General features: G+C 68.1%; 17 protein-coding genes, 1 tRNA gene and 1 other RNA gene. 9 read left to right on the forward strand and 10 right to left on the reverse strand.

The genetic code is table 11. The features are described from left to right. Positions 1-197 precede the first annotated feature (197 nt). The 3 genes from MARKY_RS08170 (at position 198) to MARKY_RS08180 (ending at position 5,578) form a co-directional block, all read left to right on the forward strand. Entirely contained in the window at positions 198-3,065 is a 2,868-nt protein-coding gene (locus tag MARKY_RS08170; RefSeq protein WP_013704407.1) for an adenosylcobalamin-dependent ribonucleoside-diphosphate reductase, read from the forward strand. A gap of 85 nt (positions 3,066-3,150) precedes the next feature. After that, positions 3,151-5,454, forward strand: a complete 2,304-nt coding sequence (locus MARKY_RS08175; protein WP_013704408.1) for a glutamine--tRNA ligase/YqeY domain fusion protein — start codon at positions 3,151-3,153, stop codon at positions 5,452-5,454. A 48-nt stretch (positions 5,455-5,502) separates the two neighbouring features. Next, positions 5,503-5,578, forward strand: a tRNA-Trp gene (locus MARKY_RS08180). A gap of 115 nt (positions 5,579-5,693) precedes the next feature. Here MARKY_RS08180 and MARKY_RS08185 read toward each other — a convergent pair. The 4 genes from MARKY_RS08185 to erpA form a co-directional block, all read right to left on the reverse strand. Next, positions 5,694-7,067, reverse strand: a complete 1,374-nt coding sequence (locus MARKY_RS08185; RefSeq protein ID WP_013704409.1) for an ABC transporter permease — start codon at positions 7,065-7,067, stop codon at positions 5,694-5,696. Positions 7,068-7,077: 10 nt separating this feature from the next. Next, entirely contained in the window at positions 7,078-8,085 is a 1,008-nt protein-coding gene (locus MARKY_RS08190) for an ABC transporter permease (RefSeq protein ID WP_013704410.1), read from the reverse strand. 83 nt (positions 8,086-8,168) lie between these two features. Beyond that, positions 8,169-10,046, reverse strand: a complete 1,878-nt coding sequence (locus tag MARKY_RS08195) for a peptide ABC transporter substrate-binding protein (protein ID WP_013704411.1) — start codon at positions 10,044-10,046, stop codon at positions 8,169-8,171. A 202-nt stretch (positions 10,047-10,248) separates the two neighbouring features. Further along, positions 10,249-10,635, reverse strand: a complete 387-nt coding sequence (gene erpA, locus MARKY_RS08200) for an iron-sulfur cluster insertion protein ErpA (RefSeq protein WP_013704412.1) — start codon at positions 10,633-10,635, stop codon at positions 10,249-10,251. Between the two features lie 83 nt (positions 10,636-10,718). Between erpA and MARKY_RS08205 the strand changes: the two genes are divergently transcribed. After that, the gene (locus MARKY_RS08205) at positions 10,719-11,870 is read left to right on the forward strand and encodes a M24 family metallopeptidase (RefSeq protein WP_013704413.1); all 1,152 of its coding nucleotides are present in this window, start codon (positions 10,719-10,721) and stop codon (positions 11,868-11,870) included. Positions 11,871-11,903: 33 nt separating this feature from the next. Here MARKY_RS08205 and ssrA read toward each other — a convergent pair. Beyond that, positions 11,904-12,253: a transfer-messenger RNA gene (gene ssrA, locus MARKY_RS11680) on the reverse strand. Between the two features lie 52 nt (positions 12,254-12,305). Here ssrA and MARKY_RS08210 point away from each other — a divergent pair. Genes MARKY_RS08210 through MARKY_RS08220 form a run of 3 tightly spaced genes read left to right on the forward strand, consistent with a single transcriptional unit; the run spans position 12,306 to position 14,040 of the window. Continuing rightward, entirely contained in the window at positions 12,306-13,265 is a 960-nt protein-coding gene (locus MARKY_RS08210) for an MBL fold metallo-hydrolase (protein WP_013704414.1), read from the forward strand. Positions 13,266-13,282: 17 nt separating this feature from the next. Further along, the gene (locus MARKY_RS08215; protein ID WP_041657974.1) at positions 13,283-13,483 is read left to right on the forward strand and encodes a hypothetical protein; all 201 of its coding nucleotides are present in this window, start codon (positions 13,283-13,285) and stop codon (positions 13,481-13,483) included. Positions 13,484-13,527: 44 nt separating this feature from the next. Further along, positions 13,528-14,040 carry an HNH endonuclease gene (locus tag MARKY_RS08220; protein ID WP_013704416.1) on the forward strand — a complete coding sequence of 171 codons (513 nt, stop codon included), beginning with the start codon at positions 13,528-13,530 and terminating at the stop codon, positions 14,038-14,040. Here MARKY_RS08220 and MARKY_RS08225 read toward each other — a convergent pair. Continuing rightward, entirely contained in the window at positions 14,037-14,906 is an 870-nt protein-coding gene (locus MARKY_RS08225) for a DMT family transporter (RefSeq protein WP_041657977.1), read from the reverse strand. The two genes, MARKY_RS08220 and MARKY_RS08225, sit on opposite strands and share 4 nt — an antisense overlap. A 291-nt stretch (positions 14,907-15,197) precedes the next feature. Here MARKY_RS08225 and MARKY_RS08230 point away from each other — a divergent pair, with 291 nt between their 5' ends. Both MARKY_RS08230 and MARKY_RS08235 read left to right on the forward strand, forming a co-directional pair. After that, complete coding sequence (locus MARKY_RS08230; protein ID WP_013704418.1) at positions 15,198-15,557, forward strand: type II secretion system protein; 360 nt, start codon at positions 15,198-15,200, stop codon at positions 15,555-15,557. Positions 15,558-15,861: 304 nt separating this feature from the next. Further along, positions 15,862-17,403, forward strand: a complete 1,542-nt coding sequence (locus tag MARKY_RS08235) for an O-antigen ligase family protein (RefSeq protein ID WP_013704419.1) — start codon at positions 15,862-15,864, stop codon at positions 17,401-17,403. On the opposite strand, the gene ribH is transcribed toward MARKY_RS08235, so the two are convergent. Genes ribH through ribD form a run of 4 tightly spaced genes read right to left on the reverse strand, consistent with a single transcriptional unit; the run spans position 17,400 to position 20,831 of the window. Then, the gene (gene ribH, locus MARKY_RS08240; RefSeq protein WP_013704420.1) at positions 17,400-17,864 is read right to left on the reverse strand and encodes a 6,7-dimethyl-8-ribityllumazine synthase; all 465 of its coding nucleotides are present in this window, start codon (positions 17,862-17,864) and stop codon (positions 17,400-17,402) included. The genes MARKY_RS08235 and ribH overlap by 4 nt on opposite strands. A 12-nt stretch (positions 17,865-17,876) precedes the next feature. Beyond that, a complete protein-coding gene (locus MARKY_RS08245; protein WP_013704421.1) occupies positions 17,877-19,073 on the reverse strand; it encodes a bifunctional 3,4-dihydroxy-2-butanone-4-phosphate synthase/GTP cyclohydrolase II in 1,197 nt (398 codons plus the stop codon). Further along, positions 19,070-19,678 carry a riboflavin synthase gene (locus MARKY_RS08250; protein ID WP_013704422.1) on the reverse strand — a complete coding sequence of 203 codons (609 nt, stop codon included), beginning with the start codon at positions 19,676-19,678 and terminating at the stop codon, positions 19,070-19,072. The genes MARKY_RS08245 and MARKY_RS08250 overlap by 4 nt, the downstream gene beginning before the upstream one ends. Continuing rightward, positions 19,659-20,831, reverse strand: coding sequence for a bifunctional diaminohydroxyphosphoribosylaminopyrimidine deaminase/5-amino-6-(5-phosphoribosylamino)uracil reductase RibD (gene ribD / locus MARKY_RS08255; RefSeq protein ID WP_013704423.1), 1,173 nt, complete (start codon positions 20,829-20,831; stop codon positions 19,659-19,661). The genes MARKY_RS08250 and ribD overlap by 20 nt, the downstream gene beginning before the upstream one ends. Positions 20,832-20,872 lie beyond the last annotated feature (41 nt).

Genomic DNA, 20,872 nt, shown 5'->3' on the forward strand with positions numbered 1-20,872 from the left:
ATTCTACGCGGGACAAGCAGCCTCCCGCAGGCCCTGGGGGTTGGGTATAGTCTAGGTGAAGCGGCGTAACATTAAGGCGCCCCCCTTGCCCTCGAGGCACAACCTGTAGTATCATCCTCGCGTCAGAGGCCCAATATATTGTGCAAGGGCCGCTATGGAGCGGCTGGGGCCTGGTGTGGAGGGAGGTCGTTCGCTGTATGAAGATGGTTCCGTTTGACGAGCACGCCCAAGCCATCGCCCGAAGGCAGTACATGCAGGAAGGCGACGGGGATGTATTCGGCATGTTCCGCCGCGTGGCGAACTGGGTCGCGCTTCCCGAGAAGGAAGCGGAGCGCGAGCGTTGGGCCCAGCGCTTCTACGAGCTGATGGCCACGAAGCGCTTCTGCCCCGGCGGCCGCGTCCTCGCCGGTGCCGGCACCGCCCACGGCAACGTGCTCAACTGCTTCGTGCAGGGCGCCACCCAACACCCCCCGGCCTCCTTCGAAGGCATCATGGAGGTGGCCGAAAAACTCGCCCTAGTCACCAAAGTTGGGGGCGGCAACGGCGTGAACCTAGACCCCTACGTCTCCCGCGGCGCCACCAAACGCACCGGAACCGTCCGCGGCTGGGCGTACCTCCGGGCCGACCACCCCGACGTAGAGGATTTCATCAAGGGCCTCATGCGCCCCCCCACCAACCCCGACGGAGACAAGGAACAGATCACCGTCCGTAACTGGACCCGCGTGGTCTACGGCCTCCTTCCCCCCGAGCACGCCGCCCTCGCCCGCCGCCACGGTGTCCTCACCGTCCGCGAACGCCCCGCGGACGCCCTCGAGGTACCCGACGATATGGGGGGCATCATCCGATCCGCCGCGCAAGCCGTCGCCCAGGCCAAGGAAGGCTACGAGCCTCACGTGGACTTCTCCCAGCTCCGCCCCGAAGGCGCCCCTATCAAAGGCTCAGGCGGTACCTCGAGCGGCCCCGTCAGCTTCCTCCTCGAGATCTTCGACAACTTCCTCGAGTGGGCCAACCTCGGCGCGGAAGCCGCGGGGCCCGTCGCCACGCTGCGCTACGTGTACGCCCCCGTCCTGCGCGTGGTGCGCCAAGGCGGCACCCGCCGCGGCGCGGGCATGGCGACCCTGTCCATCGACCACCCCGACCTCCTAGACTTCCTCACCGCCAAGGACCTCGACCGGGAAGCCGCCGAGGGGGATATCAGCACCTTCAACATCAGCATCCTCGTCACGGACACGTTCTGGAAGGCCCTCGAGGCGGACGCCCTCTGGCCCGTCACCCCCGTGGAGGTGCCCGGCAAGTACTACCCGTACCCCCTCGAGGAGCCCTACACCGGCACCCTCCCCGAGTTGCCCGACCGCGAGGCGGACGGCGCGCGCGCCATCCCGCTCTATGACGGCAAGGTGCCCGCCAAGTGGTTGTGGCACGAGATCGCCTGGCACGCCTGGGCTACGGGCGAACCCGGGCTGATCTTCATCGACCGGGTGAACGACCTCTCCGCCCTAAAAGGCCTCGGGGAACGCTACCGGATCCGCTCGACCAACCCGTGCGGTGAAATCCCGCTAACCGTCGGGGAGCCCTGCGACCTCGGCGCGATGAACCTCGCGGCGTACGTACGGGAAGGCGCGTTCGATTTCGAAGCCTTCCGCCGGGACGTGCGGATCGCGGTGCGGTTCTTGGACAACGTCCTCGACGTGAACAAGTTCGCCCTCGAGGACAACCGCGCGGCAAGCCAAAAGCTGCGCCGCTTGGGCCTGGGCGTGATGGGTCTCGCCGATGCCCTCATCAAGATGGGCCTGCCCTACGACTCCGAGGCCGCGCGCGAGCAGGTCTACGAGATCATGAGCGTCCTGCGGGAGGAAGCGATCCGGGCCTCGGAGGCGCTCGCCGAGGAGCGCGGCGTCTTCCCCCTCTACGCTGAGGAGCAGGCCTACTTTGAGAAGCTCGGCATTCGCCCCCGCCGGAACGTCGCGCTGCTCACCGTGGCCCCCACCGGCACGACCAGCATGCTCATGGGGGTCTCCTCGGGGATCGAGCCGGTCTACAGCCCCTTCGTCTGGCGGCGCATCGGCTCGGAGTACAAGCCCCTCCTCCACCCCCTGTTCCAGGAGCTGATGGCGCAGTTCCCCCCGCACCCCGAGTACGCCAAGGACGGCGGGTGGGACTGGGACAAGCTCATCGAGGCCATCCAGGAGAACCACGGCTCCGTGGAGGGGCTGGAGATGATCCCCGAAGCGATCCGCCGGGTCTTCCGCTGCGCGCACGACGTCGCTCCCCTGGACCACGTGCGGATGCAGGGCGTGGTGCAACGCGCCTTTGACGCCGAAGGGTACGCGGGGAACTCGCTCTCCAAGACAATCAACCTTCCGAACGAGGCGAGCGTCGCCGACGTGGAGGCCGCCTACACCGAGGCCTACCGCACCGGCTGCAAGGGCATCACCGTGTACCGCGACGGAAGCCGCGAGTTCCAGGTGCTCAGCGTGAAGAAAGAAGAGAAGGAAGCAAAAACGCCCCAGCCCGCATCGGCATCCTCCGAACCCGCCGCGCCCACGTCCCGCCCTGGAAAACCCCTCTACGAGCGCACCGGGCGGCTGGTGGGCTTCACGGACATGGTCAAGCTCACCGCCGCGGACGGCACGCGCCGCAGCTTCCTCGTCACGATCAACATGCAGGGCGAGCACCCCATCGAGGTCATCGTGACCTCCGGCAAGGCCGGGGACGAAGCCAACGCGGACTCGGAAGCCCTCGGGCGCGTGGTCTCCATCGCCCTCCAGTACGGCGTGCCGCCCGAAGCGATCATCAAAACCCTGCGCGGCATCAACGGCGGCCTGTACGGCAGCTACCAGGGGCGGCTCGTGGCCTCCAAGGCCGACCTGATCGCGGTCGCCCTCGAGACCGCCTCCGGCGTGTCCCTCGAGCTGCAACCGCAACCCCAGACCCCCAAGGCGCAGCCCGTCCCGGTGCCCGCAACGGGCAAGTCCAGCGCGTGCCCGGAGTGCGGCAGCGAGAGCCTCGTGCGGGAGGAAGGGTGCGTGAAGTGCCCAGCGTGCGGGTACAGTAAGTGCGGGTAACGCCTCCCCTCTTCGCAAAGGCCCCCCGGCTCGGGGGGCCTTTCCGCGCACCTCCCCAGGGTGTATCCTGAGGCGCGATAGAGGCATGAGCGCGGAGAAAGAGCACACCACACCCAAGAAGGACGAGCACCGCCACGTCAGTCCCAACTTCATCACCGAGATCATCGACGAGGACCTGCGGCAAGGGCGGTACAAAAAGATCGTGACGCGCTTCCCGCCCGAGCCCAACGGGTACCTGCACATCGGGCACGCTAAGAGCATCTGCCTGAACTTCGGCATCGCTCTGGACTACGGCGGGGAGTGCAACCTGCGCTTCGACGACACCAACCCCGAGACCGAGAACGAGGAGTACGTCGAGGCCATCAAGCGCGACGTGGAGTGGCTCGGGTTCAAGTGGGCCAAGGAGTGCTACGCCTCCGATTACTTCGAGAAGCTCTACGAGTGCGCGGTGGAGCTCATCAAGGCCGGCAAGGCCTACGTGGACTCCCTCTCCGAGGAGGAGATGCGCGCCTACCGCGGCACCGTGGACACCCCGGGCCGCCCCAGCCCCTACCGCGACCGCAGCGTCGAGGAGAACCTCGAGCTCTTCGAACGGATGCGCCGGGGGGAGTTCCCGAACGGGGCGCACGTGCTCCGCGCCAAGATCGACCTCGCGAGCCCCAACATGAAGCTCCGCGACCCGGTCCTCTACCGCATCGTGCACGCCCCCCACTACCGCACCGGGGACCGGTGGTGCATCTACCCCATGTACGACTTCGCGCATCCCCTCTCCGACTTCATCGAGGGCGTCACGCACAGCCTGTGCACTCTCGAGTTCGAGAACAACCGCGCGATCTACGACTGGCTCGTGGAGAACCTCAAGGGCAAGTGCGGCCTGCCCCAAAGCCCGCGCCCGCACCAGTACGAGTTCGCGCGGCTCAACATGGACTACACCGTCCTCTCCAAGCGCAAGCTCATCCGGCTGGTGGAGGGCGGGTACGTCCAGGGCTGGGACGACCCCCGCATGCCCACGATCTCCGGGCTGCGGCGGCGCGGCGTCACCCCCGAAGCGATCCGGGACTTCGCGAACCGCATCGGGGTCGCCAAAGCCAACAGCCGCGTGGACATCCGCATCTTCGAAGCCGCGATCCGCGACGACCTCAACCACCGCGCGCCCCGCGTGCTCGCGGTGCTCCGCCCCCTCAAGGTCGTGATCACGAACTACCCCGAAGACCAGGAGGAGTGGCTCGAGGCCCCCTACTGGCCGCACGACGTGCCGAAGGAAGGCACGCGAAAACTCCCGTTCTCGCGCGAGCTGTTCATTGAGCGGGACGACTTCATGGAGGACCCGCCCAAGGGCTTCCGCCGCCTCACGCCGGGCGGAAGGGTGCGCCTACGGCACGCGTACGTGATCCGCTGCGACGAGGTCGTGAAGAACGCACGCGGGGAGGTGGTGGAGCTGCGCTGCACCTACGACCCGGACACCCTGGGCAAAAACCCCGCGGACGGCCCGGTCAAAGGGACGATTCACTGGGTCTCCGCGCGCCACGCCATCCGAGCCGAGATGCGCCTGTACGACCGGCTCTTCACCGTGCCCAACCCCGAGGAGGGCGGGGAGGACTTCACGCGCCACATCAACCCCGACTCCCTCGTCGTGGTGGAAGGGTACGTGGAGCCCAGCGTCCGGCACGACCCCCCGGACACGCGCTACCAGTTCGAGCGGCTCGGGTACTTCTGGCAGGACCCGGCGGACTCGAGCCCCGAACGCCTGGTCTTTAACCGCATCGTGACGCTGCGGGACGCGCGCACCAAACCCACGCCGCGCCCCGCCAAACCTCAGCCCAAGCCCGCCCCCGCCCCTCCCAAGGAGCAACCTGCCCTGACCCCCGAGCAGCAAGCGGCGCTCGAGCGCTTCAAGCGCCAAGGGATCGGGAAGGCCGAGGCCCTCGTGCTCGCGCGGGAGCCGAAGCTCGCCGCGTACCTCGAGGCGGCCGGCCGCCACGCCTCCCCCGCGGCTCTGGCGAGCTGGGTGGTGCACGAGCTGGGGCCAGCGATCCGTGCGGACGCGGTGCGGGTCACGCCCGAGCAGCTCGCCGAACTAGTGCGCCTCCTCGAAGAAGGCACGATCCACACCCGCATCGCCAAGAGCGTCCTGGCCGAGGCGCAGGCGAGCGGCGAGGCCCCGGCCGCGATCGTGGAGAAGAAAGGCCTCCGCCAGCTCGCGGACGAGGCGGCGCTCGAGCCGGTCGTGGACCGGGTGCTCGCAGCGTACCCGGACAAGGTCGAGGCCTTCCGGAAGGGGAAGACGGGCTTGATGGGGTTTTTCGTGGGGCAGGTGATGCGGGCGACCGAGGGGCGCGCGAACCCCCGGGTCGTGCAGGCGCTGGTGGCGCGGAAGCTCGGAGGCTAGCGGGGCTTGCCCGAAAGGGCCTTTTTTGCTAGAATCTCCGAGGCGTAGGGGCCGTTAGCTCAATTGGTAGAGCACCGGTCTCCAAAACCGGGGGTTGGAGGTTCGAGTCCTTCACGGCCCGCCACCCACAGCCCGTATCCCTCCAGCGGCTTAGTAGTCGCTGGAGGTTTTTGCTTGGGGGTCAACCTTAAACCGCGCGCCCAGCGGCTTCCGGGCGCGCGGTCGAGACGGAACAGGAGTTACAGGCGGCTGCGCGGGTCGAGCGCGTCCCTGAGCCCGTCCCCCACGTAGTTAAAGGCCAGCACCGTAAGCACGATCATCACGCCCGGGAAGATCGCCAGGGTCGGGGCGAAGAAGATGAAGTCCTGCGCCCCGGTCAGCATGTTCCCCCAGGTGGCCACGGGCGGTTGGATCCCAAAGCCGAGGAAGGACAGCGCGGCCTCCACCAGGATCGCGGTGCCCACCTGCAGGGTGGCCTCCACGATGATGGGCGCGAGGGTGTTCGGCACCAGGTGCCGGAACAAGATCCGGCCCTCCGAGGCCCCAAGCGCCGTCGCCGCGAGGGCGTACTCCTGTTCGCGAATCGAGAGGATCTGGCCGCGCACGAGGCGGGCGGTGGTGATCCAACCGAAGATCACCAGGATGAAGATGATGATGAAGACCGAGGCCGATTCACCAAAGGTGTTCTGGGCGAAGGCCCCCAGGGGCGAGTCCGGGTTCCGCATGAAAGCCGAAAGGACCAGGAGGATCGGGAAGCTGGGAATGGAGAGCATGAAGTCGATGATCCGGCTGATGATCGTGTCCAGGTCCAGGTACAGCACCCCCCGCACCCCCCAGACCGCGATCCCTAGCCCCACCAACCCCGTAAGGCCGAGGCCGACGGCGGAGAGCGTGCCGTTCAGACCCCCTTCCTTCAGGGCCGGCGCGGCGAGGGTGTACGCGAGGTCCCACACGCCCCACACCACGGCGAGCAGCAACCCCCAGCTGACGAAAGCCCAGGCGATCCGGGCCAGTTGCGCCGCCATACCGCCCAGGGCTTGAAGGATCAACAACCCCGCGAAAAAGGCCAGGGCGTACAGGGCGAACCCCCCCGCGCCGCCTCCAGCGTAGATCCACGCCCCCAGGAGGCCCGCCACGAGGAACGCGCCCACCCCAGCAGCACGCACCCCGGGAGCCGCCGCGCGCCAGGCGGCCTGAAAACGGTCCGAGAAGGGCCCCGTGTAGAACTGGAAGGGGCGTCCGGAAAAATACCCGGCCAGCGCACCGATCAGCGTACCGATGAACACGCTGGAGATCGCAACGGAAAACCCTACGAGGAGGGAGATCCGCCCCCCGTAGAGGATGCGCGAAAGCACGTCCCGACCGAGCTCGTCCGTTCCGAGGAGGTGCCCTTCGCTCAAGGGGGGAAGGAAGTACTTCGAGGCCAGATCCGGCCCTGTGGGTTGGGCGTTCGGGTCGTAAGGCGCGATCTGCGGGGCGAACACCGCCGAGAGCACGAGGAGGAAGATCACGCCGAGCGAGAACATGGCCATGCGGTGCTTGCGGAACCGCCGCCAGGCCAAGGCCCAAGTGGATTCGCCGCGCACGGGCTTTGCGTTTGCTGCACTCGCCATGCCCTACCCCCTAGCTGTACCGGATGCGCGGATCCACCACCGCGTACATCAGGTCCGCGATCAGGTTAAACAGCGCCGTCAAAAAGGCCAAAAACACGATCGCCGCCATGGCCACGTTGTAGTCCTTCTCCACCAGGGCGTCGAACAACGCGCGCCCCATCCCCGGCCAGGAGAAGATCGTCTCCGTGATCACCGCGCCGCTAAACAACCCCGGAACCGCGAGGCCCACGAGCGTCACAATGGGGATCAAGGCATTCCGGAGCGCGTGCTTGTAGATCACCACCCGTTCCGAAAGGCCTTTGGCCCGCGCCGTGCGCACGTAATCCTGCCCCAAAACCTCGAGCATCGCGGCGCGCATGAAGCGCGTCCAGGCCGCCATGCTGATCGCGGAGAGCGTGAAGGCAGGCAAGACCAGGTACCACGCCCGGTCCTTCAGGTACGCCCACCAGCCCACCGTCTCCGGCGAAACCCCCGGACTCACGAACCCGCCCGGCGGGAAGATCGGACTGAACGGCCGCCCCAAGAGCTCCGGCAGCCACACCGCGAAGACGAGGAGGAGCATGATCCCCAACCAGAACACGGGCGTGGAAAAGCCCAGAAAAGCCAAAAAGGTGATCACGTAATCCGCCATGGAGTACTGGCGCACCGCAGAGAAGATCCCCACGGGAATCGCGACGACCAACGCCAGCACAAAGGCTGTTCCGGAGAGCAAGAGGGTCATGGGCATGCGCTGCACGAAGATGTACTCCGTGGCCGGAATCGCGTAGGTGCGGGAGAAGCCCATATCCCCCTGCAAGGCGCGCCCCAACCACTTGAAGTACCGGATATGAATGGGTTGATCCAGGCCGTAGGCCGCCTTCAGCGCGGCGATGTCCTCCTGAGTGAGCTTCGGGTTCTGGAAGATGAGCCCCTCGAGCGGATCCCCCGGCTGCAGCGCCACGAGCGCGAAGGCCACCAGGGAAACAAAAAAGAGCAAGGGGATCATCTGCAACAGACGACGAACCGTGTACGCAAACATTGCTCTGGTGTTCCTCCGTCCGTGTTTTACCTTTAGAATCCGTGGCCGCGGTTACCCGCGGCCACGGTTTGGACGCGATTCGGTTACTCGAGCACCGAGGAGGCGTACTTCGCCTGGTCGTACACCTTCTCCGCGCCGTTCGACTCCCAACCGATCAACCACGCCTGGGTGGAGGGGTAGCCGAAGCTGCCGTGGAAGGTGGAGGCCAGGTAGTTCACCAGGCCCTTACGCACCACCATCGGGGTGGAGCGCCAGTACAGGGGCAGCGCGGGCAGCTCCTCCGCCCAGATCTCCTGCATGCGGGCGAAGAGCTGCTGGCGCTTGGCCTCGTCAAAGGTCACCATCGCCTCCGCCCGGAGCCGGTCGAACTCCTCGTTGCACCAGTTGAAGTTCACGCCCGAGAAGTTGTTCTCCGGCCGCGGCACGAAGGACTCGCCGGTAATCAGGTCATTGCAGGTGAAGGTCGAGGCGTCCTCCACGATGCCGAAGAGCCAGGCGAACTCGAAGAGGCCCTTCCAGCTTCCCTCGATGGGCTTGGAGAAGAAGTCGTTCGAGAACACCACGGCGCTCGGCGCGTTGTTGATCTTGACCTTGATGCCCACCTGCTTGAGGTTCTCCTGGAAGAAGACCTGCGTGCGCTCGCGGATGCGGTTACCCGCGGTGGTCACGTACTCGAGCTCAAACTCGACGATGCGGCCGTCCTCGGTCTTGCGCTCGAGGATCCCGTCCCCGTCCAGGTCGCTCCAGCCGAGCTCGGCGAGGATCTGCTTGGCCTTCTCGGGGTCGTAGGGGTACTTGGCCACACCCTCGTCGTTGTTGAGGGGGTTCTGCGGGTGCACCCAGGTGTTCGCGACCGGCTGGAGCCCGTCGAAGAAGGCCTGCACCAGCCCCTCGCGGTTCATCGCGTAGAGGAGGGCCTGGCGGGTGCGCGGGTCATCCAGCATCAGGTCGCGCACCTCCTGCACCTCGGTGAACTTGTTGACCTCGAGGTGCTCCCAGATCACGCCGGGCACCATCCAGATGTCGAACCGGCCGGGCGCGCGACGCACGAGCTGGGGCGCGCGGGCCTGGTCAAAGGTCAGCGCGACGCTGGAGGTGGCGTCGATGCTTCCGCCGAGGATCGCGACGAGGAGGGCGTTCGTGTCCTGGATGAAGCGGTAGACGACCTTCTGGACGTACTTGTCCGCGCCGCCGGGCGGGGTGATGTGGAACTTGTCGTTCCGCACCATCTCGATGGTGCTGCCCGGCACCCACTTCACGAGCTTGAAGGGCCCGGAGAAGACCAGCGCCCCGTTGTTGAGCGCCTTGGGGGTGGCGAACTTGGAGACGAAGCCCTGGAAGAGCTCGGTGATCTTCGCCGCGTCCTTCTCGGGGTCGAGCTTGGCGATCTCGGCCTTGGTCTTTTCCCACTCGGGGCGCATCACGTGCGCGGGCGCGATCCCGATCGCCGAACCCACCAGGTCGTAGAAGAAGGCCGGCTCAAAGGTGACCGTGAAGTTCTTCTCGTCCTGAACCGTGAGGTTCACGCGCTGCCAGTACGAGGGGTCCTGCACGGGCGCGCCGGGGTACTTGCCCACCTCGAAGTAGAAGGCCACGTCGTCGGAGGTGATCGGCGTGCCGTCGGACCAGAAGATGTCGTCGCGCAGCGTGTACTTGATGTCGATGCGCTTCTTGCCGTCCCCGATGTCCGTGACGATCACGCGGCCGTTCTCGACCGTCGGGACCTCGGTGACCAGGTAGGGCTGGTCGTTGCCGTCCTGGTCAATGAACTCGAGGCCAGCCCAGAGGTAGTTCTCGATCTCGCTGGCGATCGCCTGGCTGGTGACGAAGGCCCAGAAGTCCCCGAGCACGCGGGGCTCCTGGGAAGCGCCCACCACCAAGCTGTTGTCCCGGGGGCCAGCGAGGGCCAGCCCGGCACTCAGTGCAAGGCTTGCCGCTAACACTTTACCCAGTCGCTTCATAGATCCTCCCTTCCAAGGCCAGCACGTGGCCCTAGCACGACGGCATTTTCGCTGCCGCTATCATTATAGCCAGAGCAAAACGGGTGTCAACACATAATCCTGCACTCCCGCGCGGATATTCTTCGCCGCCCCCCTCGGCAGAAAGGCGGACGGGCATAAAAAAACGCCGGGAAACCCCGGCGCGCAATGTGCATCTGGAGCGTTAACAGCAACCGCAGCCCGCTGGCCCGTCCGGGGCCTTCGCCCCGTCCGTGCGGAAGGAGTGCCCGCACCCACAGGTGGAGGTCGCGTTCGGGTTGTGCACGGTAAACCCGCCGCCCATCATGCTCTCCACCCAGTCGATCGTCGAGCCCACCAAAAGGGGCAAGGACATCCGGTCCACGACCAGCTTCACCCCGTGCATCTCCACGAAGGTATCGCCCTCAAGCTCGCGCTCGTCGATCGCCATGCCGTACTGGTACCCGCTGCACCCCCCGGACTTGATGAAGACGCGGATCGCGGCGTTCGGCTTGTTGTGCCGCTCGAGGATCTCGCGGGCCCGGGCGGCCGCGGTCTCGGTGATGCTGATCACGGTCTGCTCCTCAACCATGAGACGCCCTCCTATCCTCGAATCTAACACACCAAGGGGGAGAGAACGTAAGCCGATCCACGCGCCCGTGCTAGCGTAAAAGCATGGATCTTCCTCGCGTGCAACGCATCCTAAAGGAGCATGCGCTACCCGCCTGGCTCCTCTACAGCTTCGGGACGCACAACCCCCTGGCCCTCGAGGCGCTGGGGCTCCGGGGCCAGCACCTCACGCGGCGGTTTGCTTACCTCATCCCAGCCTCCGGAACCCCCATCCGCCTCGTGCACCGCATCGAAACCGCGCCGTTCGCGCACCTCCCCGGTGAGCAGCGCACGTACCACAGCTGGGATAGCTTCGTGGAAGCGCTTAGGGAGATGCTCATCCCCTACCGGCGAGTCGCGATGGACTACGTGCCCGGCGGGCAGATCCCCTACCTCTCCCGCGTGGACGCGGGCACGATCGAGCTCATCCGCGGCCTGGGGGTCGAGGTCGTGAGCGCCGCCGAGCTTCTATTGCACTTCCAAACCTGGGGCGTAGCCGAGCTCGAGCGCCACCGCCGCGCCGTAGCCGGCGTTGAGGCCGCGCGGGACGCGGCGCTCGAGTTCATCCGTGCCCGCCTTCCGGAAGCCCCTCCGACCGAGCTCGAGGTGCAGGCCGTGATGATGCAGGCCCTCCAGGACCGGGGGCTCGTCACGGACCATCCGCCGATCGTAGCCTTCGGCCTGAACGCGGCCCTGCCGCACTACGCGCCGAGCACGGAGAGGACGCGGCAGCTCGAGCCGGGGGACGTGGTCTTGCTCGACGTGTGGGCCAAGGAACCGGACGGGGTGTACGCGGACATCACCTGGATGGCCGGGTGGCAAGCCGCGGAGGCGGTGCACCGGGCTTTTGAGGCGGTGCGGGCGGCGCGGGACCGCGCGGTCGCGTTCGTGCGCGAGGCGTACCGGGCGGGCCGGCACCCCGCGGGGTTCGAGGTGGACCGCGCCGCGCGGGCGGTGCTCGAGACCGCGGGGTACGGGGCGTTCGTGCTGCACCGCACGGGGCACCACCTGGGCGCGGACGCGCCGCACGGGAACGGCACGCACCTGGACGACCTCGAGACGCACGACACGCGCCCCTTGATTCCGGGGCTGGCCTTCACGGTGGAGCCCGGCGTGTACCCGGGGCCGTTTGGGGTGCGCAGCGAGATCAACGTTTTTCTGCGGGAGGACGGGCCGGTGGTCACGACCGAAGCGCAAACGGCGCTCGCGGCGCTCTAAAAAGGCGCGGAGCCGGGCTTTGCCCGGCTCTTTTGGTGGAGGCGGCGGGACTCGAACCCGCGTCCGAGAGCCCATCGGGTGGGCGTCTACGAGCGTAGTCCGTGTTTCAAGTGTCGCCTAAGCTTACCCCACGGACAGGGGGCTTAGGCCAAGCCCCGGAAGCGGTTCGCCGGGCGGCTACGGGGCCTTGCCCCCGGCTAGCCGGTTTTGTGTCGTCCGCCGCTCGAGCCACCGGCGGGGCTTAGCGGGGACGTGGCGGGATTAAGCCGCCAAAGCGTAACGGTTGTTGCCAGTTATGGCGTTGCCGGTGTTTTACGAGGCCTCCGGCACCTCGGCTCGCAGCCTCACCGTCAGCGACCCCCGTCGAACCCAGGATCGCCCCCACGAGGCCACTTCTATTTTAGCACACCTCCATCCAAACGGTATGCTGAAACCATGCGCGAGGTCGCCCCTGGCATCCACCATATCCCCATCCCCATCCCCTACCCCATGAAGTACGTGAACTGTTACCTCCTCAAGGGCGACGGGCACGCCCTCATCGACACCGGCCTCGACACCCCCGAGGCCCGCCGCGCCCTCACCGAAGCCCTCGCGCACTTCGGGCTCGACCTCGCCGACCTCGACGAGGTCCTCCTCACCCACCACCACCCCGACCACTACGGCCTCGCCGGCCTCCTCGAGGCCGCCGGCGCGCGCGTGCGCATGCTCGACGTGGAGTACCAGCGCGGCCACGCCCAGTGGACGCGCTTCGAGGCGCACCTGCCCCAAACCCTCCAGGCCTTCGCCCAACACGGCATGCCCGAACCGGTCCGCGCCGGCATCCTGGAAACCATGCGCGCCACGCGCCGCCGTCTCCACCCGCCCCAACACCCCGAAACCTTCCCGGACGGCGCGGTCCTCGAGGTCGCCGGCATGACCCTCCAGGCCTTCTGGACCCCCGGGCACGCCGACGGGCACGCGGTCTTCCTCCGCCCCGCAGACGGCACGCTCCTCGCCGGCGACCACATCCTGGAGCGCATCACCCCCAACATCAGCCTCTGGCCCCACAGCCGCCCCAACCCCCTCAAGGACTACCTCGAGGCCCTCGAGCGCGTGCGCGCTCTGGCGCCCGAACGCGCCCTCGTCGGGCATTACGGCCCCGTCATCCCCGACGTTCCCCGCCGCATCGCCGAGATCCAAGCCCACCACCAGGCGCGCCTCGAGCACCTCAAGACCCTCCTGGCCCGAGGCCCACAGACCGCGTGGGACCTCTCCCTGGCCCTCTTCCCCGGAGAACTCACCCTCGCCCAGCGGCGCTTCGCCTGGGCGGAGACGCTCGCGCACCTGGAGTACCTGGTCGCTGTGGGCCTGGCAGCGCGGCTCGAGGGGCGCACGATCCGGTACGCGCCCGCCTAACGCGTATACTGGGGCGCGTGGACCCCGTGTTCCTCATACTCTTGATGCTGCTCTCCTTTCTCATCGCCCTCAGGGGCTGGCTCGAGGGAAGGCGGTGGGCCGTGGTTTTCCTTGTGCTTCCGGGGCTCTACCTCGTGCCGGGCGGGGAGCGGTTCGGGTGGGCGTACCTACTGGGGCTTGCGGCCGGGTGGTTGCTCCTGCGCTTTGGACGTCGGTAACCTCACCCACACCGCAAACGAGATGCGGTATCCTAAGTGGTACAGTGAACCTTGACGCGCCCAGAATCTTGGTTCTGAACGCGGGGTATGAACCGCTCGGACTGACCTCGATCAAACGCGGGGTCATCCTCGTCATGAACGGCACCGCGGAGGTCGTGGAGGACTCGGGAGCCTTCCTGCGCACGCCCTCTAGACCCTACCCCGTTCCCAGCGTGATCCGCCTCAAGCGCATGGTTCGCCGCCCTCCGGGGCGGCTCACCTTGTCCCGACGCAACATCTTCCGCCGGGACCGGCACACCTGCCAGTACTGCGGCCGCACCGGTGGGGAGCTCACCGTGGATCACGTGATCCCCAAAAGCCGTGGGGGCCGCACCAGCTGGGACAACCTCGTCACCGCCTGTCGCAGCTGCAACACCAAAAAACGCAACCGCACCCCCGAGGAGGCCGGCATGCGCCTGCTCTCCCGGCCCCGGGCCCCGCACTTCGCGGAGTTCCTCGTGTTCCACCTGCCCGAGGTACCCGAGTCCTGGAGGGTCTTCCTGTCCTACGCCCGCTAGCGCGCCCCTCGCTCCGTCCGGGGACTCACGCGCCCCCCCTGCACCGCCACCACGACCGCCGCAAGAATCAACCCCGCTCCCACGTACTGCAACGGCCCAAACCGCTCGCCCCACCACACGTAAGCCAAAACCGCGGCCACCACGGGCTCCAGGGTCGCCACGATGCTGGCCCGCGTGGCCTCCACCCGCTTCAACCCCTCGGCGTACAGCAGGTACGCGAGGTAGGTGGAGACCCCCACGAGGCCCAACAACGCCCCCCATGCTACCGGCGTTTTCGCGCTAAAACTCACCCACGGCAACAGCCCCACCGCGCCCACCGGCAGCGCGTACGCGTAGAGCAGCGCGGGATCGTACCGCTCGAAGTAACGCTTCCCAAAGAGGTAGTACAGGGCGTACGCCAGCCCCGACACGAGCCCCCACCCCACCGCGCTCACCGAGGGGCGGACCTCCGCCGACCCCCCAAGCGCCACGCCCACCACCCCCAAAACCGTCATCCCCAAAGCCACAAGCTTCGCGGGGGTCAACCGCTCCCCCAGCCACAGCACGCCCATCCCCGCCACCCAGGCCGGGGCCGTGTACAGTAGGACCGAGGCCAAGGCCGCCCCGCCCTGCTCCACCGCGAGCTGGTACGCGCCGTAAAACAACGTCACCCCCACGAGCCCAAACGCCACGAGCACCCCCAGGTGCTCGCGCGCCACGCGCCCCGAGCGCCGCCAAGCCGCGTGCGCCCCGAACAAGACCCCGCCCAGCGCCGCGCGCCAGAAAGCGACCTCGAGGGGTTCCATCCCCTCCCGGAACGCGAGCTTCGCCACCGGCCCGATCAACCCCCAGCACACCGCGGCGAGCAGGATCAGGACGTACCCCATAGGGGTCATTCTACCGGCCTGCTGCTCGAGGCCCCTTGGAAACACTCCCCTGCCCGCGTCGTCTTCCGCTCCTCGCGGGGGTACCCCCGTTTTGGGGTATTGCCTAAAAGGAGGGGAGTCGTTAGACTGTGCCTAGCGTAGAGAGGAGGTGAAAGCGAGAAAGTCCGTAACGGTAGGCTTTCATAAGCTGGCGGATCCCTTAGGCCCTAGGTTTTACCTGCACTCATACCAAGAACCGCACCGTATCATACCTTTTCATCATCGGTGCGGCCAAAGTTGAGGAGGAAGCGTATGCGGAAGACCGGCGGTTTCACCCTGATCGAGCTCCTGATCGTGATCGCGATCATCGGCATCTTGGCTGCGGTGCTGGTGCCCAACCTGCTGGGGGCGCGCCGCACCGCCACGGAACGGGCGGCCCAATCCTACGCCCAAAACGTATACAAGGCAGCCTTCGCCTACGTTGCCGACAACCCGAACAACGTTGTGGTCCAAGACAACGACTGCACGGATGGCTACACGGCCGGCTCGTACTCCGTGCCCGCGCCTGGGCAGGGCGTGGTGACGGGCTGCACGGTGGCTGACAGCAATTCGGACAACGTCCCCGAGGTTGAGGTAACGAGCAAGTTCAACACCACCTACACCTTCCCGTAAAAAGCGCCCGAGCGCTGAACTGGGGGGAGCGATCCAGGGATTCAGCTCCCCCCTTAAACGTTTCGGAGGCTCCCGATGCGGCGCAGCGCCCAGAATATAATTGAGCTGAAGGTACCGAGGTCGTGCAGGTGCAAGTCCTTCGCGCTCCGAAAATCTCACCTCGCGCTCCGAAGTCCCGGTTCCTGTCCCGAAAGGAGGGGGTGTTTGGGTTCTTTACGCCTGCGCTCATCCGGAGCTCCTCGCTACCTCCGATTCCCCAGATCAAGCCCTGCCGCGTACACCCGATCGCCGCAAAGGAGGCCCCGTGACGCAACGGATCCCTAGCCTAGCGATACTCCTTCTCCTCTACACCCTCTGGCAACGCCCCTACTTCCTCTATAGCGACCCGCCCCTATGGCCCCTCGCGCTGGGCGGGCTCAGCCTGGTCTTCCTCGCCGCCCGCATCCCGGTCTGGGGGTGGGCCTGGTGGGGGGCTGGAGCGCTCACCCTTCTCTGGAGCCTCGCGCCGGGCAACACCCTCGCCGCAAGCCTCTGGGAGGCCCTGTACCTCGCGGCCCTCGGCGCGGGCCAGTGGGCCCTGGGGGTGTGGGGGTTGAACCTCGTCCTGCTCCTGGACAACCTCTACACCAGCCTCGCCCTTCAGTGGTACGGCCTCACCCAGTACTTCTCCGGCTCCCACCACTACGTGGCCGGAGCCCAGGCCCTCGTCCTCATCCCGCCGCTCGCCGCGGCGTTCTACCGTCCCTCGCGCTGGGCGCTCCCCGCCGGGGTGCTGCTCGTGTTGGCCTTGTACGCGGCCCTGATCTCCGGAGCGCGCGCGGTGTACCTGCCGCTGTTGCTCATGCTGCCCCTCATGGCGTGGCGGCTCCTGCGCAAAGGTGTGCGCCCCGCGCAGCTCGCGCTCGGCGGGGCGACCGTCGCGGCAATGCTGGTGGTGCTGGACGTTGCGAACCCCACGCACCCAGCCTGGAGCGCCCTCTCCCGCAAGGCCTCCCTCGAGGCCCAGGCCAGCGCGGTCACGGACGGGGGGAGTTTCGACGCGCGGCTTAAGATGTGGGCGCAAAGCCTCCGGATCCTTCGGGACTACCCCCTAGGGAGCGGGAACGGAAGTTACCCGTTCGTTTTCGAGGCGTACCAGGAGGACCCCCGGGCGTTCTCGCGCAGCGCGCACAACTACTTCATCGAGACCCTCGCCACCGGCGGGGCGCTCCGTCTTGTGCTTCTCCTGGCCCTGCTCCTCCCCGCCCTGTGGCGCGGCTGGCGGGGCCCGGACTGGCCCTGGGCCGTGGGCGCGGCAGGGCTTTGGCTCAGCACGGCCTTCGACGTGACCGGGTACTACCCGAGCTTCATGATGCTGGCCTTCCTGTTGATCGGGCGGCTCTCCCCCACCCCCGCCCCTGCGCCGCGCTGGGCTCGAGCCGGCGGCCTTATGGCCCTCGCGGCCCTCGCGCTTTGGTGGTATGTGCCCTGCAGCGCGCCGGACTGCGCGATCACGCGCTACCGGGCCTTCCAGCCCAAGCTCGCCGCAGCCCTCGAATCCCTTCCCGCCGAGGCGCAACGGCAGCTCCTCGAAGAAGCCCGCAGGCTGTACCCCAAGGACGCGTGGGTGGTGCGCAGCATGCTCGAGCGCGCCCGCACCCCGGAGGAGCGGCTGCAGCTCGCCCGTACGCTGGTGCGGGAGTTCCCGGGGGCCAACGTCAGTTACTACCTCGCGTGGGCGAACGCAGCGCGGGCCGCGGGGCGGGCGCTGGAGGCGGAGGAAGCGATCCAGACGGCGCGGGAGCGGTTCCCCTGGTGGAATCCGGACCGATCGCCGCGGGATGAGGACCTCCTCTCCTACCCCTAGCGCAGGGCCTCCAGCACCCGCACCATCTCCACCGCACCCATTACGGCCTCGGCCCCTTTATTCCCGGCCTTGGTGCCGGCGCGCTCGAGGGCCTGCTCGATCGTGTCCGGGGTGAGGATCCCGAAGATCACGGGTTTTTCGGTCTCGAGCATCGCGTGCATCACGCCGCTCGCGGCCTGGCCAGCCACGAAGTCAAAGTGCGCGGTCGCTCCGCGGATCACGGCCCCGAGGGCCACGACCGCGTCGATATCCTCCCGGCGGGCGAGGGCCTTGGCCGCGAGGGGGATCTCGTAGCTCCCGGGCACCCAGACGACCGTCACGTCGTCCGAGCTCCCTCCCAGGCGCTGGTACATCTCGAGCGCGCCGGCGAGGAGGTTCTTCGTGACGAGTTCGTTAAAACGCGCGACGACGATCCCGAGCCGCACGCCGTCAGCGGAAAGGGTTCCGGTGATCTCACGCATACTCGCTCCTTCTCAGTCCATCCAGTGCCCGAGCTTCTCCTTCTTCGCCTTCAGGTAGCGTTCGTTGTACCCGTTCTCCTCCACGCGCAAAGGCACGCGCTCCACGACCTCGAGGCCGAACCCGGAAAGGGCCCGGATCTTGCGGGGGTTGTTGGTGAGGAGGCGCAGCTTGCGCACCCCGAGGTCGTGCAGGATTTGCGCGCCCACGCCGTACTCCCTGAGGTCCGGGGGGAAGCCCAGGGCGAGGTTGGCCTGGACCGTGTCGAGCCCCTCGTCCTGCAGGGCGTACGCCCGGATCTTGTTCACGAGCCCGATCCCGCGCCCCTCCTGGTTGCGCAGGTACACGAGGACCCCTCGGCCTTCCTCCGCGATCTTCTGGAGGGCCAGGTCGCGCTGGAAGCCGCAGTCGCACCTCAGGGAGTGCAGCGCGTCCCCGGTGAGGCACTCGGAGTGCATGCGCACCAGGACCGGCGCGTCCCCCGCCACCTCCCCCATCACGAGGGCGGCGTGCTCCTGGCCGGTGAGCCGGTCCCGGTACGCCACGATGCGGAAGACCCCGTGCTCGGTGGGGAGGGTGGCCTCCGCCTCGCGCGTGACGAACCCGTCCCCGTGCTCGAGCCGGTAGCGGATTAGGTCCGCGATCGTGCCGATCTTGAGGCCGTGCCGTTCGGCGAAGGCCTCGAGGTCCGGGAGGCGCGCCATCTCCCCGTCGTCCCGCAGGATCTCGATGAGCGCCCCGACCGGCTCGAGGCCCGCGAGGCGCATGAGGTCCACCGTGGCCTCGGTGTGCCCCGCGCGACGCAGCACCCCCCCGGGCCGCGCCACGAGGGGGAAGACGTGTCCGGGCCGGCGCAGGTCCTGGGGCCGGGTCTGGGGGTCCACGAGAAGCCGGATCGTTAGGGCACGGTCGTGCGCGGAGATGCCGGTGCCGCCACGGGCGGCGTCCACGCTCACGGTGAAGGCCGTGCCGTGCGGGTCCTCATTCTTCGCCACCATGGGGCCGAGCTCGAGGGCCTCGGCGCGCTCGGGGGTGAGGGCCACGCAGAGGAGGCCCCGGCCCTCCCGGATCATGAAGTTCACCCACTCGGGGGTCGCGTGCTGGGCGGGAAGGATCAGGTCCCCTTCGTTCTCGCGGTCCTCGTCGTCTACCATGATGACCGGGCGGCCGGCCTTGAGCTCTTCGAGAATCTCCGGGATCGTGTGGATCATGGTTGAGCCTCCGCGGGTGGGGTGGGCTGAAGGAGGCGCTCCAAGTACCGGGCGATGAGGTCCACCTCGAGGTTGACCGCGTCGCCTTCCTGGAGCTCCCCGAGGGTGGTGGCCTTGAGGGTGTGGGGAATCAGGGTGACGGAGAAGGTCGCGCCCTCCACCTGCACCACGGTGAGGGAGACGCCGTCTATGGCGATCGAGCCTTTGCGGGCGATGTACCGAGCGAGTTCGGGGGGGGCCTGGATCACCAGGTCGTACGCGCCGGGCACGTTACGCCTGGCCTGGACGCGGCCCACACCGTCCACGTGCCCCGTGACGAAGTGGCCGCCGAGCCGGTCCCCGAGGGCGAGGGCCCGCTCGAGGTTCACGCGCCGCCCCGCCGCCCAGCGGGGGGCGGTGCGCTCGAGGGTCTCCCGGGCGAGTTCGACGGCGAACCCGTGGGGCTCGCGCGCGACGACGGTGAGGCAGACGCCGTTTACGGCGATGGAGTCCCCGATCCGTGCGTCCTGGGTGACGGTGTGGGCCTCGATCCAAAGGCGGAGGTTCCCGTTGGAGGGGGTGGCCTCGCGGATCGTGCCGACTTCCTCAACGATTCCCGTGAACATACGTCCTCCTACGCGGAGCCTGGCCCGCGATGCGTCCTTCCAGCCACAACTCCTCCCCCACCCACTCGCGCCGGGTGAGGGTCACGCCGAGCGCCTCGTCCATGCGCGCCGCGCCAAGGCCCGCGAGCAGGGGCCGGCCCTCCCCCACGAGCTTGGGGGCGAGGAAGAGGGCGAGCTTGTCCACGAGGCCCGCCCGCACGAACGCGCCCGCGAGGGTGGGGCCGCCCTCGAGGAGCAGGCCGTCGATCCCTTCGTTCCAGAGCCACTCGAGGGCCGCCCGGAGGCTCGGGCGCCCTTCCTCGTCCGGGAGGGGCACCACGCGCGCCCCGGCGGCCTCCAAGGCCCGCGTGCGCTCGAGGGGCGCGGCCGCTCCCACGAAGACCACCACGCGGGCCGGCTCGCCGCGGGGGCCCGGCGCGAAGAGGCGGGCCTGCGGCGGGGTGCGGGCCTGGGTGTCGAAGACGACCTTCAAGGGGTCGCGCAAGGGGGGCGGCTCGAGCATCCAGGGGTAAGGCCGGAACTCCGGGTCGCGCACCGTGAGGGCGGGATCGTCGGCGAGTACGGTGCCCACCCCCACCGCGATGGCCGCGAGGCTTTGGCGGTAGGCGTGCGCGATGCGGCGGCTCTGGGGGCCGGTGACCCACTGGGCGTGCCCCGTGCGGGTCGCGACCCGCCCGTCGAGGGTCGTTGCGGCCTTCCACAAGACGAACGGCCGGTTCTGCTCGAGGCCGTGGAAGAAGACCTCGTTCTGCGCGCGGGCCTCGGCCTCGAGCACCCCCCACTGGACCGCGACGCCCGCCTGCGCGAGCCGCTCGAGGCCGCCCTGGGCCTTGGGGTTCGGGTCGCGCGCCGCGACCACCACCCGCGCCACGCCCGCCTCGAGCAGCGCGGTGGTGCAGGGGGGGGTGCGGCCGTGGTGGTTGCAGGGCTCGAGGGTGACGTAGACCGTGGCGCCGCGGGCGGCCTCCCCGGCCTGGCGTAGCGCGAAGACCTCGGCGTGCGGCAGGCCGGCTCTTGGGTGGTACCCTTCCCCCACGATGCGGCCGTCCTTGACCACGACCGCACCCACCAGGGGGTTGGGGTGGGTGTGCCCTCGAGCGCGTTCGGCCAGCTGGAGCGCCCGGCGCATGTAGCGCTCGTCCAGGTGGCTCAAGCTGGCCTCCTTTTGCGTGGGGATGGTGTGTGTGTGTACGT

It is taken from the genome of Marinithermus hydrothermalis DSM 14884 (assembly GCF_000195335.1).
GTDB classification, from domain to species: domain Bacteria; phylum Deinococcota; class Deinococci; order Deinococcales; family Marinithermaceae; genus Marinithermus; species Marinithermus hydrothermalis.

Excerpts from the sequence above, each read along its gene's own strand:
- MARKY_RS08170 (WP_013704407.1), top strand. The coding sequence starts at position 198 with ATGAAGATGGTTCCGTTTGACGAGCACGCCCAAGCCATCGCCCGAAGG.
- MARKY_RS08175 (WP_013704408.1), top strand. The coding sequence starts at position 3,151 with ATGAGCGCGGAGAAAGAGCACACCACACCCAAGAAGGACGAGCACCGC.
- MARKY_RS08185 (WP_013704409.1), bottom strand. The coding sequence starts at position 7,067 with ATGGCGAGTGCAGCAAACGCAAAGCCCGTGCGCGGCGAATCCACTTGG.
- MARKY_RS08190 (WP_013704410.1), bottom strand. The coding sequence starts at position 8,085 with ATGTTTGCGTACACGGTTCGTCGTCTGTTGCAGATGATCCCCTTGCTC.
- MARKY_RS08195 (WP_013704411.1), bottom strand. The coding sequence starts at position 10,046 with ATGAAGCGACTGGGTAAAGTGTTAGCGGCAAGCCTTGCACTGAGTGCC.
- erpA (WP_013704412.1), bottom strand. The coding sequence starts at position 10,635 with ATGGTTGAGGAGCAGACCGTGATCAGCATCACCGAGACCGCGGCCGCC.
- MARKY_RS08205 (WP_013704413.1), top strand. The coding sequence starts at position 10,719 with ATGGATCTTCCTCGCGTGCAACGCATCCTAAAGGAGCATGCGCTACCC.
- MARKY_RS08210 (WP_013704414.1), top strand. The coding sequence starts at position 12,306 with ATGCGCGAGGTCGCCCCTGGCATCCACCATATCCCCATCCCCATCCCC.
- MARKY_RS08225 (WP_041657977.1), bottom strand. The coding sequence starts at position 14,906 with ATGGGGTACGTCCTGATCCTGCTCGCCGCGGTGTGCTGGGGGTTGATC.
- MARKY_RS08230 (WP_013704418.1), top strand. The coding sequence starts at position 15,198 with ATGCGGAAGACCGGCGGTTTCACCCTGATCGAGCTCCTGATCGTGATC.
- ribH (WP_013704420.1), bottom strand. The coding sequence starts at position 17,864 with ATGCGTGAGATCACCGGAACCCTTTCCGCTGACGGCGTGCGGCTCGGG.
- MARKY_RS08245 (WP_013704421.1), bottom strand. The coding sequence starts at position 19,073 with ATGATCCACACGATCCCGGAGATTCTCGAAGAGCTCAAGGCCGGCCGC.
- MARKY_RS08250 (WP_013704422.1), bottom strand. The coding sequence starts at position 19,678 with ATGTTCACGGGAATCGTTGAGGAAGTCGGCACGATCCGCGAGGCCACC.